This is a genomic window from Mycolicibacterium baixiangningiae (assembly GCF_016313185.1).
In the GTDB taxonomy this organism is placed as follows: domain Bacteria; phylum Actinomycetota; class Actinomycetes; order Mycobacteriales; family Mycobacteriaceae; genus Mycobacterium; species Mycobacterium baixiangningiae.
Map to the genome: position 1 here is coordinate 1,150,135 of NZ_CP066218.1, position 17,444 is coordinate 1,167,578.

Below are 17,444 nucleotides of genomic sequence, written 5' to 3' on the forward strand. Positions count from 1 at the left end.
CGGCCGTGCCTCATGTGATCACCCAGTCGTGCTGCAGCGACGGGTCATGCGTCTTCGCGTGTCCGGTGAACTGCATCCACCCCACGCCCGACGAGCCGGGGTTCGCGACCGCCGAGATGCTCTACATCGATCCGGCGGCCTGCGTCGACTGCGGCGCCTGCGTCAGCGCCTGCCCCGTGGGCGCGATCGCCACCCAGGCCACGCTCACCGACACGCAGTTGCCGTTCATTGAGCTCAACGCGGCGTTCTACCCCGAGCGGCGGCCCGATGAGAAGGTGCCCCCGACCTCGAAGCTGGCGCCCGTGCCCGACGCACCCGTCGTGCACGAGCGCGGGGGCCGCCCGTTGGCGGTCGCGATCGTGGGGTCCGGCCCGGCCGCGATGTACGCCGCCGACGAACTGCTGACCCAGCGCGGTGTGCGGGTGACCATGTTCGAGCGGCTTCCCACCCCCTACGGTCTGGTGCGCGCCGGCGTGGCGCCCGACCACCAGAGCACCAAGCGGGTGACGCAGTTGTTCGACCGGGTGACAGCGCGGCGCGAACTGCGGCTCTACCTCAACGTCGAGGTCGGCACCCACGTGACCCACGCCGAACTGCTGGCACACCACGACGCGGTGCTGTACGCCGTCGGGGCGCCCCACGACCGCCGACTCGACATCGACGGTATGGACCTACCGGGCACGGCGACAGCCACCGAGGTCGTCGCCTGGTACAACGGCCACCCCGAATACACCGACCTGCCGGTCGACCTCGGCCATCACCGGGCAATCGTCATCGGCAACGGAAACGTGGCACTCGACGTCGCCCGCATCCTGACCACCGACCCCGCCCGGTTGGCGGTCACCGACATCGCCGACCACGCGCTGGCCGCGCTGCGTGCCTCCGGTATCGACGAGGTGATGATCGCCGCCCGCCGCGGGCCCGCGCAGTCGGCGTTCACGCTGCCCGAGCTCATCGGGCTGACCACCACCTGCGACGTCGTGCTCGACGCCGGCCCGGACATCGATGTCCACGAATGGGTGCGCCGCGACCTTGCCGACGAAACGGACCCGCTGACCCGCAACAAGCTCGAGGTGCTGTCGAAACTCGGGGATGCCTCGGCCCCCATCACCCGGCCGCGGATCCGGCTGGCCTACCGGTTGACGCCGCGACAAATCACCGGCAGCGGGCGAGCCGACGGCGTTGAGTTCACCGTCACCGGCAGCGACGATGTCCGCCGCATCGACGCCGGCCTCGTGCTGACCTCTATCGGTTACCGCGGCAAGCCCATCGCCGGGTTGCCGTTCGACGAGGTCGCCGCGACCGTGCCCAACGACGGCGGTCGCGTCGTGGACCCAGAGACGGGCCGACCCGTCGCGGGCACCTACGTCGCGGGCTGGATCAAGCGCGGACCCACCGGGTTCATCGGTACGAACAAGTCGTGCGCCGCGCAGACCGTCCACAATCTGGTCGCGGATTACAACGCCGGCGTGCTCACCGCGCCTGGCGCCACAGGTCTGGAAACGTTGATGCGCGACCGGCAACCGGATCTGGTCGACAGCGCCGGTTGGCGCGCCATCGACGCGGCGGAGATCGCCCGCGGCGGCGAGCACCGGCCGCGGGTGAAATTCACCTCGCTCCCCGACATGATCGAGGCCGCGGCGGCCGCACCGACACCGAGTGTCGGGCGGCGCCTGCTCGCCGGGCTGCTCCGCTGACCTACGGTTCGCAGACCGCGGCCTGGATCTCCTCCGAACTGACCTCGCGGACGGGTTGACCCATCGACCACAGGTGGCCGAACGGATCACGCAGGAGGCCGTAGCGATCACCCCAGAACTGCTCCTCGACCGCCATCAACACCGTGGCGCCGGCGTCGACGGCCTGCTGGAACTTCGTGTCGACGTCGGTGACCTGCAGGTGGATGGTGACTGGTGAGCCGCCCAGCGCGGTGGGTGTGGACGGCTTGCCGTCGTTGTACTCGGGAAAGTCGTCGTTGAGCATCACCATCGACCCGTTGATGTCGAGTGCGGCGTGGATCAACTTGCCGTCCTGGTTGGGTACACGCCCGTACTCGGTCGCGCCGAAGGCCTTGATGTAGAAGTCGATTGCGGCGGCGGCATCGTCGACGACGAGGTGCGGGGCGACGAGCGGTTGCACTTCGAGAGCCATGGGATCTCCTCGGTAGGTGGATGGTCTCCATGCTGACCACGCCCACCGACAAATCTCATCGCTTCACACAATCGAGAACGACGGCGGCAGCGCCACCCTGCCGGTCAGCGCCAACAGGACCTGCGCGCCGCGGCCGGTGGTGACGGCGACATCCGCGGCCAGCCGCACGGCGTCGGTCAGCACGTCAGGCGGCGGCGCCCAGTCGACGCCCGCCGCCCGGGCGATGTCCAGACCGTGCACGGCCAGTTCGAACGTCCGCGTCGGCAGGTACGTCCGCAACCGCATCCCGAGGCCGCCGATCACCAGGATCAGCGGATCGCCCGCCGCGTCCACGTCGGCGAGCGCCCGCGCGGCCAGCGTCGTGACGGTGGCCGCCGGGTCCTCACCGAGGTCGCGGCCGGCCTGACGGCCCCGCTCGGCGACCGCGGCCGGGTCGATCCCGAGGGCCGCCGGGGTCACCCGCAGGTAGTACTCGGCGGCGCTGGTGACGTCTTCGCGCTCAGCGGTCGTCTGCAGGTAGGTGCCGACGGTGATCAACGAACGCGAGGTGTGGCCGACCAGCGCCCGCAGATCCCATTCGCCCAACCCCGGTCCGTCCAACGCCGCGGTGGGAATCTTGCCCACCAATTCGACGAAACTGTTTGCGGCGGAGGCGAATACGGTGCTCACGGTACGGTGACCCGGTCCCAGCCCTCGACGGACTCCACGCTGCGGGGGTCGGGTCCGACGTAGATCGCCGACGGGCGCACCAGCTTGCCCAGTCGCTTCTGTTCGAGGATGTGGGCACACCACCCGGCCGTGCGCCCGCACGTGAACATCGCCGGCATCATCGAGGCGGGCACCCGGGCGAAATCGAGGATCACCGCGGCCCAGAACTCGACGTTCGTCTCGATCGCGCGGTCGGGGCGGCGCTCTCGCAGTTCGGCCAGCGCCGCCTGCTCCAGCGCGGCGGCGACCTCGTAGCGGGGCGCTTCGAGTCGTTGCGCGGTGGCGCGCAGCACGCGTGCCCGCGGATCCTCGGCGCGGTACACCCGGTGGCCGAAGCCCATCAGCTTGTCCTTGCGGTCGAGGATGTCCTTGACCACGGCACGGGCGTCACCGGTGCGTTCGACATCGTCGAGCATCGGCAGCACCCGCGCGGGCGCACCGCCGTGCAGCGGACCGCTCATGGCGCCGACGGCGCCGGACAGCGCGGCCGCGACGTCGGCACCGGTGGAGGCGATCACCCGGGCGGTGAACGTCGAGGCGTTCATCCCGTGTTCGGCGGCGGTCACCCAGTAGGCGTCGATGGCCTCGACGTGTTTCGGGTCCGGATCGCCGTGCCAGCGGGTCATGAAACGTGAGGTGACCGTGGTGCATTCGTCGATCGACCGCTGCGGAACGGCGGGCTGGTGGATGCCGCGCGCGGACTGCGCGACGTAGGACAACGCCATCACCGAAGCGCGCGCGAGTTGGGCGCGGGCGGTCTCGTCGTCGATGTCGAGGATCGGCTTGTAACCCCAGATGGGTGCGAGCATCGCCAGCCCGGCCTGCACGTCGACGCGGACGTCGCCGCTGTGGATCGGCAGCGGAAAGGGTTCGGCCGGCTGCAGGGCGTCGCCGAATCTCCCGTCGACCAGCAGCGCCCATACGTCGCCGAACGTCACCCGCCGGGAGACCAGGTCCTCGATGTCCACGCCGCGGTAGCGCAACGCCCCGCCGTCCTTGTCCGGTTCCGCGATCTGGGTGGTGAAGGCGACCACGCCCTCGAGCCCCTCGACGATGTCCTCCGGGGCGTGCTCCGGCATCGAAGGCGACGTCTGAGTCATGAGCCGATTCTCGCACCCGGGGCAACACCCGGACGTACCGGTCGGCGTAGCGTTGGCGCGGTGACGGAGGCCGACGACGGGCGCTTGGCGAGGATGCGGGTGGAGTACGGATCGGTGGAGAAAGACGGCAGTCCCGACCTCGACGCCGACTGGCTCGCCGACGGCTGGGTTCCCCTGTTGCGCAGGTGGTTAGCCGACGCCGAGACGGCCGGGTTGCCGGAGCCGAACGCGATCGTGCTCGGCACCGTCGACGCCGGGGGGAGACCCGTCACCCGCACGGTGCTGTGCAAGAGCGTCGACGACACCGGCATCACGTTCTTCAGCAACTACGGCTCCGCCAAAGGCGAGAACCTCGCCACCACGCCGTATGCGTCGGCGACCTTCCCGTGGTTCGCGCTGGGCCGCCAGGTCCACGTCCGCGGCCCGGTGACCAAAGTGTCGGCGGAGGAGACCGCTGACTACTGGTCGAAACGGCCCCGCGGTTCGCAGCTCGGCGCATGGGCGTCGCTGCAGTCCCGGCCGATCGCCTCGCGGGCGGCGCTGATGGATCAGCTCGCCGAGGTGACGGAGCGGTTCGCCGACCAGGACACGGTCCCGGTACCGCCGGAATGGGGCGGCTATCGCATCGCCCCGGACGTCGTCGAGTTCTGGCAGGGCCGGGAGAACCGGGTACACAACAGGATTCGCCTATACGACGGCCGCGTCGAGCGGTTGCAGCCTTAACGGATGGCCCCTCGGCTGTTCGCCGACACCACACCCCTGCGGACGCGGGACTTCCGCCGGTTGTGGGTGGCCGGTATCCCCACTGTCATCGGCGCGAACCTCACCATCTTCGCGGTGCCGGTGCAGCTGTACGCGCTCACGCAGAACTCCGCCTACGTCGGGCTGGCCGGCGTGTTCGCCCTGGTGCCGTTGATCGTCTTCGGCCTCTGGGGCGGCGCCCTCGCCGACGCCATGGACCGGCGGGTGCTGCTCATCATCGCGTCGTGCGGGTTGGCCGTCGCCTCGGTGCTGCTGTGGCTGCAGTCCGCGCTGGCGCTGAACAACGTCTGGGTGGTGTTGTGTCTGCTCGCCGTGCAGCAGGCGTTCTACGCCGTCAACTCACCGACGCGGGCGGCTGCCATCCCCAGGATGGTGCCCGCACACCAACTGGCGGCGGCGAATTCGCTCAACATGACGGTGACCCAGGTCGGTGCCATCGTCGGCCCGCTGCTCGCCGGTGTAATGCTGCGCTGGGTCGACCTGTCCACGCTGTACCTGATCGACGCGCTCACCTGTCTGGTGCCGATCCTGGCCACCATCCGGCTCTCACCGATCCCGCCCACCAGCACCGAAAGCGGTGCGTCCCGCTGGGGGATCGCCGCGGTCTTCGACGGATTCCGCGCTCTGGCCGGCAACCAGGTGGTGCTGATGTCGTTCGTCGTCGACCTGATCGCGATGATCTTCGGCATGCCGCGGGCCCTGTTCCCGCAGCTGGCGCACGAGAGCTTCGGCGGTCCCGTCGCGGGCGGGACCACGATGGCGCTGCTCGCGGCGGCCATGTCGGTGGGCGCCGTCGCGGGCGGAGTGTTCTCCGGGTGGCTGCCGCGGGTGCGCAGACAGGGGCTGGCGGTGGTCGGCGCGATCGTCGTGTGGGGGCTGGCTATGGTCGGCTTCGGGATCGCCTGCGGGGTGGCCGGCGGGCACACCGGGGCCGTGCTGTGGATCGCGCTGACCTTCCTGGCGGTCGGCGGCGCGGCTGACATGGTGTCGGCGGCGTTCCGGTCGACGATCCTGCAGGAGGCCGCCGCCGACGACGTGCGCGGACGGTTGCAGGGTGTGTTCATCGTGGTGGTGGCCGGCGGGCCGCGGGTGGCCGACGTCCTGCACGGCGCCGCGGCGGCGGCGGTGGGCACCACGATCGCCGCGGCCGGGGGAGGCGGGCTGGTGGTGGTGGGTGTACTCGTCGCAGCGGCGCTCGCGCCGGCCTTCGTGCGGTACCGCGTGGGATCCGAACGGCCCGAACCGGATCCGGAGATGTCGTCCGAGGACGACAAAGTGTGAGCACCGGCAAGTTGCACCGGATGTCAAGATCAACGGAAATTTGCCGCCGGTGGGGCTAGCATCCGAATCGTGGCTGATCTGGACGGCGCACCGGCCCTGGGGCTGCGTGAACGCAAGAAACAGCGCACTCGCAGCACCCTGATCAACGCCGCCGTCGAACTGTGCGACCGGCAGGGATTCGAGAACACCACCGTCGACCAGATCGCCGCGGTCGCCGACGTCTCGCCGCGCACCTTCAGCCGGTACTTCGCGACCAAGGAAGCCGTGGTGCTGGCCGTCATCGACGACATCATCGAGATCGTCGCCGTCGAACTCCGTAAGCAACCGCCCGACATCAGACACCTCGACGCCCTCTTCCACAGCCACGTGAGTGCGTTCAGCAGTACCAAGACCGCGCCGCCGACGGGCCTGACCGACGAACGGCTGCTCGCCTCGGCGCGCATCGTGACGTCGTCGCAGTCGCTCATGCAAGCATCGACCCGCTTCCGGGTGGACGCGGTGAACTCGGCACTCGTCGACCGGATGGGCACCGCGCCCGACGACCGGCGGCTGCAACTGGTGGCGGCGGTATGGGGGGCGATCATCATGACCGCGCTCGCCGACCTCGGGCCGAGTATCGACTGGGACACCATGACCGTCGATGCCATCGTGTCCCGGATCGAGGCGGCCTACGCCCAGTTCCTCGACGTGACCGCCGACGTCAAGCAGCCGGTCTGAGCAACTGCCCGCCCCCCGCAAGCACGTCCGTCACGATGGGGCTACCTTTTGTAGACGAGGGTCTGCACCTGCGGAGCGACGATGAAGGGATTCCCGTGGCCGATAATCCGTCCAGCGCAACTGAGCACGCCAAGCTGAGCTACCCCGGCGGCGAGCTCGAGCTGGATATCGTCCCGGCCACCGAGGGCGCCGACGGCATCGCGCTTGGGTCGCTGTTGTCGAAGACCGGCTACACCACGTTCGACGGCGGGTTCGTCAACACGTCGGCCACGAAGAGCGCCATCACCTACATCGACGGTGACGCCGGCATCCTGCGCTACCGCGGTTACCCGATCGAGCAGTTGGCGGAGAAGTCGACGTTCATCGAGGTCAGCTACCTGCTCATCTACGGTGAGCTGCCGACCGCGGACCAGCTCGAAGACTTCACCACCAAGATCCAGCGGCACACCCTGCTGCACGAGGACCTCAAGCGGTTCTTCGACGGGTTCCCGCGCAACGCGCACCCGATGCCGGTGCTGTCGAGCGCGGTCAACGCGCTGAGCGCCTACTACCAGGACTCGCTCGACCCGATGGACAAGAGTCAGGTCGAGCTGTCCACGATCCGGCTGCTGGCCAAGCTGCCGACCATCGCGGCGTATGCGTACAAGAAGTCCGAGGGGCAGCCGTTCCTGTACCCGGACAACTCGCTGACGCTGGTGGAGAACTTCCTGCGGATGACGTTCGGCTTCCCGGCCGAACCCTACGAGGTCGACCCGGAGATCGTGCGGGCGCTCGACATGCTGCTGATCCTGCACGCCGACCACGAGCAGAACTGCTCCACGTCGACGGTGCGGCTGGTCGGCTCGTCCCAGGCCAACCTGTTCACCTCGATCTCGGGCGGCATCAACGCCCTGTGGGGCCCGCTGCACGGCGGCGCCAACCAGGCGGTGCTGGAGATGCTGACCAAGATCCAGCAGTCCGACGGCGACGTGCGCGAGTTCGTGCGCAAGGTCAAAGACCGCGAGGACGGCGTGAAGCTCATGGGCTTCGGGCACCGCGTCTACAAGAACTACGATCCGCGCGCCCGCATCGTCAAGGAGCAGGCCGACAAGATCCTCGGCAAGATGGGCGTCGAGGACGAACTGCTCGACATCGCCAAGGCGCTCGAAGAGGTCGCGCTGACCGACGATTTCTTCGTCGAACGCAAGCTCTACCCGAACGTCGACTTCTACACCGGCGTGATCTACCGGGCGATGGGCTTTCCGACGCGGATGTTCACCGTGCTGTTCGCGCTCGGCCGGCTCCCGGGCTGGATCGCGCACTGGCGGGAGATGCACTCCGAGCCGGGCAAGATCGGCCGCCCGCGGCAGATCTACACCGGCTACACCGAGCGCGACTACGTCGACAGCTCGAGCCGCTAACCCGCCTTCCCGCGACCGCACGTGTCTGTACGCGACACGCCGTAGGAACCTGTACAACGATGAGCGCTCGGCAGAGGGATTTGCCACGCGGACAGTTGTAGTTTCACAATGGTTGGGTGATTGACACCGTCGGCATGAGCGCACGGCGCAAGACCATCATCCTGGTGTCCTGCTGCCTGAGCCTGCTGATCGTTTCGATGGACGCGACGATCGTCAACGTCGCCATCCCGGCGATCCGCACCGATCTGCACGCGTCGCCCTCGCAGTTGCAGTGGGTGGTCGACGTCTACACCCTGCTGCTGGCGTCGCTGCTGATCCTGGCCGGCGCGACAGGAGACCGGTTCGGGCGGCGCCGGGTGTTCCAGATCGGGCTGACGGTCTTCGCGTTCGGGTCGCTGCTGTGCAGCCTCGCGCCCAACATCGAGACCTTGATCGTGGCGCGGCTGCTGCAGGCCGTCGGCGGATCGATGATGAATCCCGTTGCGCTGTCGATCGTCTCGCAGATCTTCACCGGACGGGTGGAACGCGCCAGGGCGCTGGGCATCTGGGGTTCGGTGGTGGGCATCGCGATGTCGCTGGGTCCGATCGTCGGGGGGCTGCTCATCGAGACGGTCGGCTGGCGGGCGGTGTTCTGGATCAACCTGCCGATCTGCGCGGCGGCGATCATCCTCACCGCGGTGTTCGTGCCCGAGACCAAGTCGACGACGATGCGCAACATCGACCCGATCGGTCAGGTGCTGGCCGTGCTGTTCCTCTTCGGGATCGTGTTCGCGCTGATCGAGGGGCCCGGTCTGGGCTGGACCCACCCGCTCACGCTGACCGCCGCGGTGGTCGCGGTGGTGGCATTCGTGCTCTTCCTCCGCTACGAGGCCCGCCGTCGCGACCCGTTCATCGACCTGCGCTTCTTCCGCAGCATCCCGTTCAGCGCGGCGACGGTGACGGCGGTGTCCGCGTTCGCCGGCTGGGGTGCATTCCTGTTCATGATGTCGCTGTACCTGCAGGGCGAACGCGGTTACTCCGCGATGGACACCGGCCTGATCTACCTGCCCATCGCGATCGGCGCGCTGCTCTTCTCCCCGCTGTCGGGCCGGTTGGTCGGGCGGTTCGGTGCCCGGCCGTCGCTGCTGATCGCCGGTGTGCTGATCACGGTCGCATCGGCGATGCTGTCGTTCCTCACCGCGACCACCCCGGTCTGGGAACTGCTCGTCGTCTTCGCGGTCTTCGGTATCGGTTTCTCGATGGTCAACGCGCCGATCACCAACGCCGCGGTGAGCGGGATGCCGCTCGAGCGGGCCGGCGCGGCGTCGGCGGTGACGTCGACCAGCAGGCAGATCGGGGTGAGTATCGGTGTGGCGCTGTGCGGTTCGGTGGCGGGTGGAGCCCTGGCCGGCACGTCGACGGACTTCGCCGCGGCGGCACGGCCGCTGTGGTTCGTGTGTGTGGCCTTCGGCGTCGTCATCACGGTGCTGGCGCTGTACTCGACATCGTCCCGGGCACTGCGGTCGGCTGACCGGCTGGCGCCGCTGATCGCCGGGGAGGTGGCGACCCGTGCCGCATGACCCGCTCGCCGATGAGGTGTGGGGGGCGCTGACGGCTCTGGTGTTCGACAACCGCGACAGCTGGCGACGCGCGGTGGTCGAGGCCACCGGACTGCCGTTCAGCCGGGTTCGGGTGCTGCGCCGGTTGGGCCGCGCGCCGATGACGGTCAAACAGGTGGCGCAGGCGGCCACACTGGATGCCCCGGCGGCCACGGTCGCCGTCAACGATCTGGAGCAGCGCGGGCTGGTGGTGCGCGAGGTCGATCCGGCGAACCGGCGCTGCAAGACGGTGTCGCTGACCGACGCCGGGCGCGCGATGCTGACGACCATCGAGGCGGTCGACGATCCCGCCCCTGAAGCGCTCACCGCGCTCGACGACGACGAATTGCGCACGCTGCGGGCGACTCTGGCCAAGCTGACCGGCCGCTGAGGACCTGCGGCCCCAGGCCCGGTACCCGCAGCGGCACCCGAGCGCCATATGACGAACACGTTAAGTCTGGCCGCAGAATTTGACGGATCTGATTACTTTCAGAAATATCTACTCCCAGTGGCCTCAGTTTACCTATGGTGGCCGTAGTGTCGCCGGTAGTGACGGCAGATTGAGTCCAGCCTCGTGACGCGAGGCCGAGATCGTAGACGCCAGTGAGGATCTTTTTGTCCGACAGTGACTGTCGCAGCGCTGACCTGGGCGAGGCGACCCGAGATTCCGTTCTGTCCTTTGCCGATGTGTCGGTCGACTTCACGACCGAGCGGGGGACCGTGGCGGCCGTCCGGGGTTTCGATCTCGACGTCCGCGAAGGGGAGATCGTCGCGGTCGTCGGGGAATCGGGCTCAGGAAAGAGCGTGTCGATGCGCGCCGCCATGGGCCTGCTGCCACCGTCGGCGACGGTGAGGGGCCAGATCCGGTTCGGCGACACCGACCTCGTCGGCCTGGACGAGTCGCGCTTCTCGACGCTGCGGGGCAAGGACCTCGCGATGATCTTCCAGGAGCCGTCCGTCGCGTTGAGCCCGGTCTACTCGATCGGCCAGCAGCTCGTGGAGACCTTCCGCCTGCACCAGGACATGAGCCGGAGCGAAAGTCGTGCGTACGCAGTCGAGATGCTCGAATCTGTGGGACTGCCCGATGCCGAAAAACGACTGAAATCGTTTCCGCACCAGCTCAGCGGCGGACAGAAACAGCGGGTCACGATCGCCATGGCGCTCGCCATGCGCCCGAAGGTGATCATCGCCGACGAACCGACCACCGCGCTCGACGTCACCGTCCAGGCCGCCGTCCTCGACCTGCTGCGTGAATGCCGGGATCAGCACGGCTCCACCATCGTCCTGATCACCCACAACATGGGCGTCGTCGCGGATCTCGCCGACCGCGTCGTGGTGATGAAAGACGGACGCATCATCGAGCACGGCTACACCGAGCAGATCTTCGCCGCCCCCACCGAGCAGTACACGCGGGAGCTGATCGCCGCCGTACCCACGATCCCCGAGCCGTCTTCGGTGAAGGCCGCCGAACCGGATCCGAAAACACCGGCGACGCCGGTTCTTTCGGTCGATAACCTGCGAGTGACGTACGGTTCGGGACGCCATGCGGTCACCGCCGTCGACGGTGTGTCGTTCGCGCTGGCACCGGGCCGCCTCCTCGGTCTCGTCGGCGAGTCGGGATCGGGGAAGTCGACGATCGCGCAGTGCCTCACCGGGCTGCTGACACCGACGGACGGGACGATCACCCTTCTCGGGCAGGATCTCGCGAGGGTGAAAGGCCGAGCCCGCCGGCAGCTGACCGGGTCGTTGGGCGTCGTCTTCCAGGATCCCCGGGCCTCGATCTACCCGCGGCGCACGGTGGCCGAAGCCATCCGTGAACCTCTCGACATCCACCACGTCGGCACGGCGAAGTCACGTGCCGAACGGGTCGCGACGATGCTCGACGCCGTCCACCTCCCGACGTCGTTCGCCGAGCGGTTCCCGCACGAGCTCTCCGGCGGCCAGCGTCAGCGTGTCGCCATCGCCCGGGCGCTGGCCATGGACCCCGCCCTGGTGATCGCCGACGAACCGACCTCAGCGCTCGACGTCTCCGTCCAGGCGCACGTGATCGAGCTGCTGCGAGAACTGATCGGCGAGCTGGGGTTCGGATGCGTGCTGATCTCCCACGACCTGGGCGTCGTCGCCACGGTCGCCGACGACATCGTCGTGCTCCAGTCGGGGTCGGTCGCCGAATCCGGCCGCGCCCGCGACGTGCTCACCAATCCCGCAAGCCCTTACACCCAACAGCTGGTTGCGTCGGTACCCGTCCCGGATCCGATCGTCCAACGGCGGCGGCGGTCCGAACGGCTGATCGGCGCGTCGGCCTGAACATGAACAACCACAAGCAGTTCCGCAAAGCACACAATGTACGAGGAGGTCAGGTGACCCAGGTCCAGGGAGTTCTCCGGTCAGGCGGGAGGCTTCGGCGCCCATGCGCCGCAGCGTTGAAGGGAGGGGCCGCAGCGCTTGTCGCCGCACTCGCGGTCACCGCCTGCAGCCCCGCGCCCGGCGGTCCGCCGCCGGCCGGCGACGGTTCGGGCGGATCGATCACCTTCCTGTCCGCCGAGAACCTGGCCGGCCGGTGGGATCCCTTCGACCACACGCTGCTGAGCCAGGACCGCCTCCAGCAGATGGCCTACGAGGGCCTGCTGACCCTCGACGACAACCTCGAGTACCAGCCGGGCCTGGCCACCGAGTGGTCGAACCCGTCCCCGGAGATCTGGGAGTTCAAGCTCCGCGAGGGGGTGACGTTCCACGACGGAACACCGTTCACCGCGAAGGACGTCAAGGCCTCCATCGAGTACGTCTCCAAACCCGAAGTGACGGGATCGTTCGCGTTCCCGAACCCGTTCACCGCCGAGGTGGTCGACGACCACACGGTGCGGATCAACACCGGTAAGCCGTTCGCCGCGACCCTGGCGCTGCTCGCGAGCGGGGTGTCCGCAGTCGTCGCACCCGCTCATCTGATCGAGTCGGGGAAGCTGGACGAGAAGATGGTCGGCACCGGTCCCTACATGTGGGGCTCCTACGACGGTGAAGAGGCCGGCGTCAAGCTCACCGCCTACCCCGACTACTGGGGTGACGCGCCGAAGGTCAAGGACTTCACCTTCCGCTTCGTCGGCGACAGCCAGACCCGGCTCGCGGCGCTGCAGTCGGGGCAGGCCCAGATCATCGACCGCGTCGAGCCCGACCAGATTCCGGTCATCGAGGCCTCGCCCGATCTCAAGGTGGCGCGCACGCCGACCGTGGAGTCGAAGTGGACCGCCTTCCGCATCGAGAAGGCGCCCATGGACAACGTCAAGCTGCGCCAGGCGATCGCGCACGCCATCGACGTGCCGACGATCGTCGAGAACATCATGATGGGCAGCGGCGAGGTCAACACCAGCTTCCTGACCTCCATGCAGGAGTTCTCGGAGAAGAGCCCGACCTTCCCGAAGTTCGACCCCGTGAAGGCCAAACAGCTTCTCGCCGAGGCCGGTTACCCAGGAGGCGCCGGCCTGCGCCCGCTCGAGTACTGCGTCTCGGTCGGCTTCTATCCGAAGACGAAGGAGTACGGCGAGTTCATCGTCCAGAACCTGGCCGACGTCGGCATCAACGCGCGCCTGCAGACGCTCGAGGTGGCCCGCTACAACCAGCTGCTCTTCGACCCGCAGGCGTGTGACCTCTACGACCACGGCTGGTTCATCGCGTCGAAAGACCCTGAGGTGATGCTGCTTTCGCTGTTCCGCAACGCCCTGGTGACGGGTAAGCCGATCCCGTCGGTGGCCGCCGTGCTGGAGAAGGAGGCCGCCACCATGAACCCGCAGCAGCGGGCCGAGGTCTTCCGCACCGATGTACTGCCGACCATCGAGACGGAGCTTCCGGAGTTCCCGATGTTCGCCAGTGAGTTGGCGACGGCGTACAGCTCGACGTTGGAGAACTTCGAGGTCTGGCCGAACTCCTACTTCCGCATCCAGGACGTGACCATCGCGCAGTGACGCTCGTGATGTGGGGCAGGCGCCCAACCGCCTGCCCCACATCGTCATTCGCGCCTTGCACGAACCAGAAAGCCAACCGATGACCTACCTGCTGCGCAAGATCATCCAGACGTTGATCGTCCTCGTCGGCGTCGTCACGCTGGTCTTCTTCATGCTGCGCCTCATCCCGGGCGATCCGGTGCGGGTGATCGCGCCGACGGCCAACGAGACCGCCGCAGCGCAGATCCGCGCCGAACTCGGACTCGACCGGCCGCTGCTCAGCCAATACTGGGGGTTCCTGCAGCAGATGGTCCGCGGCGACTTCGGCGACTCCTACTTCTTCCAGGGTGGCGCCTTCGACCTCGTCGTCAAGGCGTTGCCCTACACCGCGCTGCTGGCGCTGACCGCCCTCGTCCTGAGCCTGCTGGCAGGAATCTCGCTGGGCGTCTTCTCGGCCCGCCGCGAGGACAAGTGGTCGGACCGGACCATCAACGTCGTCACGATCATCCTGCAGTCGATGCCCAACTTCTGGGTGGCGATCATGCTGGGATCGTTCGTCGCGGTGAAGTCGGGCATCTTCCCGACCGTCGGATATGTCGGGCCTATTTCGGTGGTGCTGCCCAGTGTGGCGCTGGCGGTGCCGCTGACCGCGGTGATCGCGAATGTGGTGCGCACCAACATGGCCGACACGCTGCGCAGTGAGATGGCGGTGGCGCTGCGGGCCAGAGGCCTGTCGCCGACGCGCATCGCGTGGCGGCATGCGTTGCGGCTCACCGGAGTCCCGTTGCTGACCGTGATGGGTGCGCAGTTCGGCTACCTGCTGGGCGGCGCCGTCGTCGTCGAGTACATCTTCAACTATCCGGGGATGGGGCTGCTCACCCTCAACACCGTGCTGCGCCGCGACTATCCGCTCATGCAGGTCATCACCCTGGTGACCGCGCTGATCTTCCTGGTGCTCAACCTGTTGATCGATCTCTCCTACGGCCGCATCGACCGCCGGATGGCGATCGACAACCGCGCGGGCACCCGCGCGAAGCGCTCGATGCCGGGGTGGTTCCCCCGATTCGCGCTGAAGGGAGCGCAAGCGTGACAACGGTTCCGCCAGAGCACGAGATCGACGATGTGGCAGTCCCGTTGGCGCCCTCCGGGCAACGGTTCGCGTGGTTTCCGCGGACGGCCACCATGTACGCCGGGCTGGCGATCGTCGTGTTCGCCGCCCTGACGTCCATCCTGCTGCCGCTGCTTGCGCCCGCATCGGACACCGTGGTCGATCCCAAGCGCGCGTACCTGCCACCGTTCTCGGCGGGCCACCTCCTGGGCACCGACCAGGTCGGCCGTGACATGGCGGTCCGGATCGCGCTCGGGCTGCGCACGTCGTTCACCATCGCCATCACGGTCATCGCGATCGCGATCGTGGTCGGGTTCCTGGTAGGGCTGCTCTCCGGCTACTTCGGCGGGTTCCTCGACACGGTGCTCATGCGGCTGACCGACGTGCAGATGGCGCTGCCGTTCATCGTGCTGGCTGTCGCGGTGCTCTCGGTGTCCGAGCCGTCGTTCTGGTCGCTGACGGCGGTGCTGACCCTGGCGATGTGGCCGACCTACGCCCGGGTCGTGCGCAGCGCCACCCAACTCGAGAAATCGACGGACTACGTCCGCGCCTCGGTCGCGATGGGCGCCCGACCCGGCCGCATCATCCGCAGATACCTGCTGCGGTCCAACATCTCGGCCGTCCTCGTGCTGGCCGCCCTCGACATCGCTGCGGTGATCGTCTACGAATCGACACTGGGCTTCCTGGGAATCGGCGCGCCGCCGGACATGCCGTCGCTCGGATCGATCATGGCCGACGGTAAGCAGTACATCCTGGTCTACTGGTGGATCACCGTGGTGCCGGGTATCGCCCTGATCATCACCACCGTGGGCCTCAACCTCGTGGGTATCGCACTGCGGAGCCGGGCCAAGACCCGTGGTGTCGCGTGACCACACCCCAACCCCTTCCGTCCGAAAACGAAAGCGACACCATGTATTCAGACATCCGGGCAGCCAGTTGCGACACCATGGTCGCGATCGGCGACGCGACCGCGTCGGGCCGTACGATCCTGGCCAAGAACAGCGACCGCAACCCGAACGAGGCGCAGTATCTGTACCGCGCGCAGGCCGCCACCCACGAACCGGGTGCGGTGGTGCGGGCGACGTACATCAGCATCCCTCAGGTGCAAGCCACCCACGCCGTCATCGGTTCGCGACCCTGGTGGATATGGGGTTTCGAACACGGTGTGAACGAGCACGGCGTCGGCGTCGGCAACGAGGCGCTGTGGTCGCGGGAGGAGGCCTCGGCCGAGCCCGGCCTGCTCGGCATGGACCTGTTGCGACTGGTGCTCGAGCGCGCGGCGACCGCGGACGAGGGTCTGCAGGTGCTCATCGGCCTGCTCGAGGAGCACGGCCAGTCGGGTACGACCAATCTGGTGGTCGACCAGACCTACCACAACGGCTTCCTCATCGCCGACCCGTCGACCGCCTGGGTGATCGAAACCGCGAACAAGCACTGGGCGGCCAAGCGGGTGACAACGGTGGCCACCATTTCCAACGCATACTCGATCGGTTCGGACTACGACCTGATCTCCGCCGATGCGGAGTCCTACGCGGTCGAGCGCGGCTGGTGGGATCCCGCCACCGGCGGCCGGTTCGACTTCGGTGCGGCCTACGCCGACCCCGAACTGCCGTTCCTGGCTTCCTGCACCGCCCGGCTCGGCCGGTCCGGTCAGGTCATGAAAGCCCATGCCGACCGGGGCAAGGTGAGCATCGAGGACATGTGGGCGGTGCTGCGCGATATCGGGGAGACCGCCGCCGACTGGCGACCCGGCATCAAATCGGAGTCGATGATCTGCATGCACGCCGAGGACACGAAGGGACATGAGACCGCCGCCAGCATCGTCACCGAACTCTCGGATGACCCGATGATCCTGGCCTCGCTCGCGTCACCGCGGCTGTCGTCGTTCGTGCCGGTCTGGTTCGATTCGACGACGCTGCCGTGGCAACAGCCGGATTCCGCCGAGCCGGAGGACGATTGGTGGGCCACCGAGAACCTGCAGCGGCTGATCGAGCGTGACTACGGGGCGCTCGGCGCGGCGCCGGAGGCGCTGTTCGACCAGGCGGATGTCCGGACACTGGCGGCGGTGCGGGCGTTGAGCCCGTCGGCGTCGACCGAGGAGCGCGATACGGTGACCGCCGAGGCGCTGCAGCGGCGTTCGCGAATCCTCGCGCACTGCTGCGCGATGGTCACCGAGCTCGCCGACGTGCTGGCGGACCCGGCTACGGTCGATCCGCGGGGGACCTACCTCGCTGACATCGAGGCGCTTCGGGCACCGACCCACCGCGCCGCGATCCCCGCGCATCTGGCCTGGGCGCACGACGCACTGGTCGACGCGTCGAGCTGAGGGCTCAGACCCGTGTCAGCGTGACGTTGTAGAGACGCACACCGGCATCGGCGGGCAGGACGTCGACGAACGTCGGCACGTCGCGGATGGCGTCGCCCTTGGCGAGGACATTGCCGCCGACCTCGATCGCGCACGGGAAACCGCTGCAGCGCAACCAGAAACCGGGTGCGCTCTGGTAGGGCGGCATGCTCGGCGCCTGGTCGACGCGGTAACGCCCCGGCGGGATGAACGAGGTGGCCCACCCCTGTGAGGCCCGCTCGTCGACACCGAAGAGCCCGTTGCTGCCGAAACTCGGCGATGCGGATGCGGGCGCGGCGAGCACGAGGCCGGCCAGCACCGCGGCGGTGGCGGACGTCGCACGGATGGCGTTCACGCAGGCCAG

The 17,444-nt window shown here is 68.2% G+C and carries 16 protein-coding genes; 12 read left to right on the top strand and 4 right to left on the bottom strand.

Annotated elements, in window-relative coordinates; translation table 11 throughout:
* The first annotated feature begins 5 nt into the window (after window positions 1-5).
* Entirely contained in the window at window positions 6-1,697 is a 1,692-nt protein-coding gene (locus tag I7X18_RS05405) for an FAD-dependent oxidoreductase (protein ID WP_193044200.1), read from the top strand.
* Between the two features lies 1 nt (window position 1,698).
* Here the strand turns inward: I7X18_RS05405 and I7X18_RS05410 are convergent, their stop codons facing one another.
* The 3 genes from I7X18_RS05410 to I7X18_RS05420 all read right to left on the bottom strand — a co-directional run bounded on the left by I7X18_RS05410 (window position 1,699) and on the right by I7X18_RS05420 (window position 3,956).
* Window positions 1,699-2,148: a VOC family protein gene (locus I7X18_RS05410; RefSeq protein ID WP_193044199.1), complete on the bottom strand. Its 450-nt coding sequence runs from the start codon at window positions 2,146-2,148 to the stop codon at window positions 1,699-1,701.
* A 63-nt stretch (window positions 2,149-2,211) separates the two neighbouring features.
* The gene (locus I7X18_RS05415) at window positions 2,212-2,817 is read right to left on the bottom strand and encodes a maleylpyruvate isomerase N-terminal domain-containing protein (protein ID WP_193044198.1); all 606 of its coding nucleotides are present in this window, start codon (window positions 2,815-2,817) and stop codon (window positions 2,212-2,214) included.
* Complete coding sequence (locus tag I7X18_RS05420) at window positions 2,814-3,956, bottom strand: citrate synthase 2 (protein ID WP_193044197.1); 1,143 nt, start codon at window positions 3,954-3,956, stop codon at window positions 2,814-2,816. The genes I7X18_RS05415 and I7X18_RS05420 overlap by 4 nt, the downstream gene beginning before the upstream one ends.
* Before the next feature lie 93 nt (window positions 3,957-4,049).
* Here I7X18_RS05420 and pdxH point away from each other — a divergent pair, with 93 nt between their 5' ends.
* The 11 genes from pdxH (at window position 4,050) to I7X18_RS05475 (ending at window position 17,062) form a co-directional block, all read left to right on the top strand.
* Entirely contained in the window at window positions 4,050-4,679 is a 630-nt protein-coding gene (gene pdxH / locus I7X18_RS05425; protein WP_226863048.1) for a pyridoxamine 5'-phosphate oxidase, read from the top strand.
* 3 nt (window positions 4,680-4,682) lie between these two features.
* Entirely contained in the window at window positions 4,683-5,999 is a 1,317-nt protein-coding gene (locus I7X18_RS05430) for an MFS transporter (RefSeq protein WP_193044195.1), read from the top strand.
* A 69-nt stretch (window positions 6,000-6,068) separates the two neighbouring features.
* Window positions 6,069-6,716: a TetR/AcrR family transcriptional regulator gene (locus I7X18_RS05435; RefSeq protein WP_193044194.1), complete on the top strand. Its 648-nt coding sequence runs from the start codon at window positions 6,069-6,071 to the stop codon at window positions 6,714-6,716.
* A 95-nt stretch (window positions 6,717-6,811) separates the two neighbouring features.
* Window positions 6,812-8,116 carry a citrate synthase gene (locus I7X18_RS05440; RefSeq protein ID WP_193044193.1) on the top strand — a complete coding sequence of 435 codons (1,305 nt, stop codon included), beginning with the start codon at window positions 6,812-6,814 and terminating at the stop codon, window positions 8,114-8,116.
* A 134-nt stretch (window positions 8,117-8,250) separates the two neighbouring features.
* A complete protein-coding gene (locus I7X18_RS05445; RefSeq protein WP_193044970.1) occupies window positions 8,251-9,675 on the top strand; it encodes an MFS transporter in 1,425 nt (474 codons plus the stop codon).
* Complete coding sequence (locus I7X18_RS05450) at window positions 9,665-10,084, top strand: MarR family winged helix-turn-helix transcriptional regulator (protein WP_193044192.1); 420 nt, start codon at window positions 9,665-9,667, stop codon at window positions 10,082-10,084. Before I7X18_RS05445 ends, I7X18_RS05450 begins: the two co-directional genes overlap by 11 nt.
* Window positions 10,085-10,338: 254 nt before the next feature.
* The gene (locus I7X18_RS05455) at window positions 10,339-12,000 is read left to right on the top strand and encodes a dipeptide ABC transporter ATP-binding protein (protein WP_193044969.1); all 1,662 of its coding nucleotides are present in this window, start codon (window positions 10,339-10,341) and stop codon (window positions 11,998-12,000) included.
* A 116-nt stretch (window positions 12,001-12,116) separates the two neighbouring features.
* Window positions 12,117-13,649, top strand: coding sequence for an ABC transporter substrate-binding protein (locus tag I7X18_RS05460; protein WP_193044191.1), 1,533 nt, complete (start codon window positions 12,117-12,119; stop codon window positions 13,647-13,649).
* A gap of 79 nt (window positions 13,650-13,728) precedes the next feature.
* Window positions 13,729-14,718, top strand: a complete 990-nt coding sequence (locus I7X18_RS05465; protein ID WP_193044190.1) for an ABC transporter permease — start codon at window positions 13,729-13,731, stop codon at window positions 14,716-14,718.
* Window positions 14,715-15,605: an ABC transporter permease gene (locus tag I7X18_RS05470; protein ID WP_193044189.1), complete on the top strand. Its 891-nt coding sequence runs from the start codon at window positions 14,715-14,717 to the stop codon at window positions 15,603-15,605. Before I7X18_RS05465 ends, I7X18_RS05470 begins: the two co-directional genes overlap by 4 nt.
* A 41-nt stretch (window positions 15,606-15,646) precedes the next feature.
* On the top strand, window positions 15,647-17,062 hold the full coding sequence (locus tag I7X18_RS05475) for a C69 family dipeptidase (RefSeq protein ID WP_193044188.1): 1,416 nt from the start codon (window positions 15,647-15,649) through the stop codon (window positions 17,060-17,062).
* A 4-nt stretch (window positions 17,063-17,066) separates the two neighbouring features.
* Here the strand turns inward: I7X18_RS05475 and I7X18_RS05480 are convergent, their stop codons facing one another.
* Window positions 17,067-17,435: a hypothetical protein gene (locus tag I7X18_RS05480; RefSeq protein WP_404822721.1), complete on the bottom strand. Its 369-nt coding sequence runs from the start codon at window positions 17,433-17,435 to the stop codon at window positions 17,067-17,069.
* Window positions 17,436-17,444: the final 9 nt, after the last annotated feature.

What these genes read in the sequence shown, in the direction of transcription:
- I7X18_RS05430 (WP_193044195.1), top strand. Translation starts at nt 4,683, where the DNA reads ATGGCCCCTCGGCTGTTCGCCGACACCACACCCCTGCGGACGCGGGAC.
- I7X18_RS05475 (WP_193044188.1), top strand. Translation starts at nt 15,647, where the DNA reads ATGTATTCAGACATCCGGGCAGCCAGTTGCGACACCATGGTCGCGATC.
- I7X18_RS05445 (WP_193044970.1), top strand. Translation starts at nt 8,251, where the DNA reads ATGAGCGCACGGCGCAAGACCATCATCCTGGTGTCCTGCTGCCTGAGC.
- I7X18_RS05420 (WP_193044197.1), bottom strand. Translation starts at nt 3,956, where the DNA reads ATGACTCAGACGTCGCCTTCGATGCCGGAGCACGCCCCGGAGGACATC.
- pdxH (WP_226863048.1), top strand. Translation starts at nt 4,050, where the DNA reads ATGCGGGTGGAGTACGGATCGGTGGAGAAAGACGGCAGTCCCGACCTC.
- I7X18_RS05410 (WP_193044199.1), bottom strand. Translation starts at nt 2,148, where the DNA reads ATGGCTCTCGAAGTGCAACCGCTCGTCGCCCCGCACCTCGTCGTCGAC.
- I7X18_RS05465 (WP_193044190.1), top strand. Translation starts at nt 13,729, where the DNA reads ATGACCTACCTGCTGCGCAAGATCATCCAGACGTTGATCGTCCTCGTC.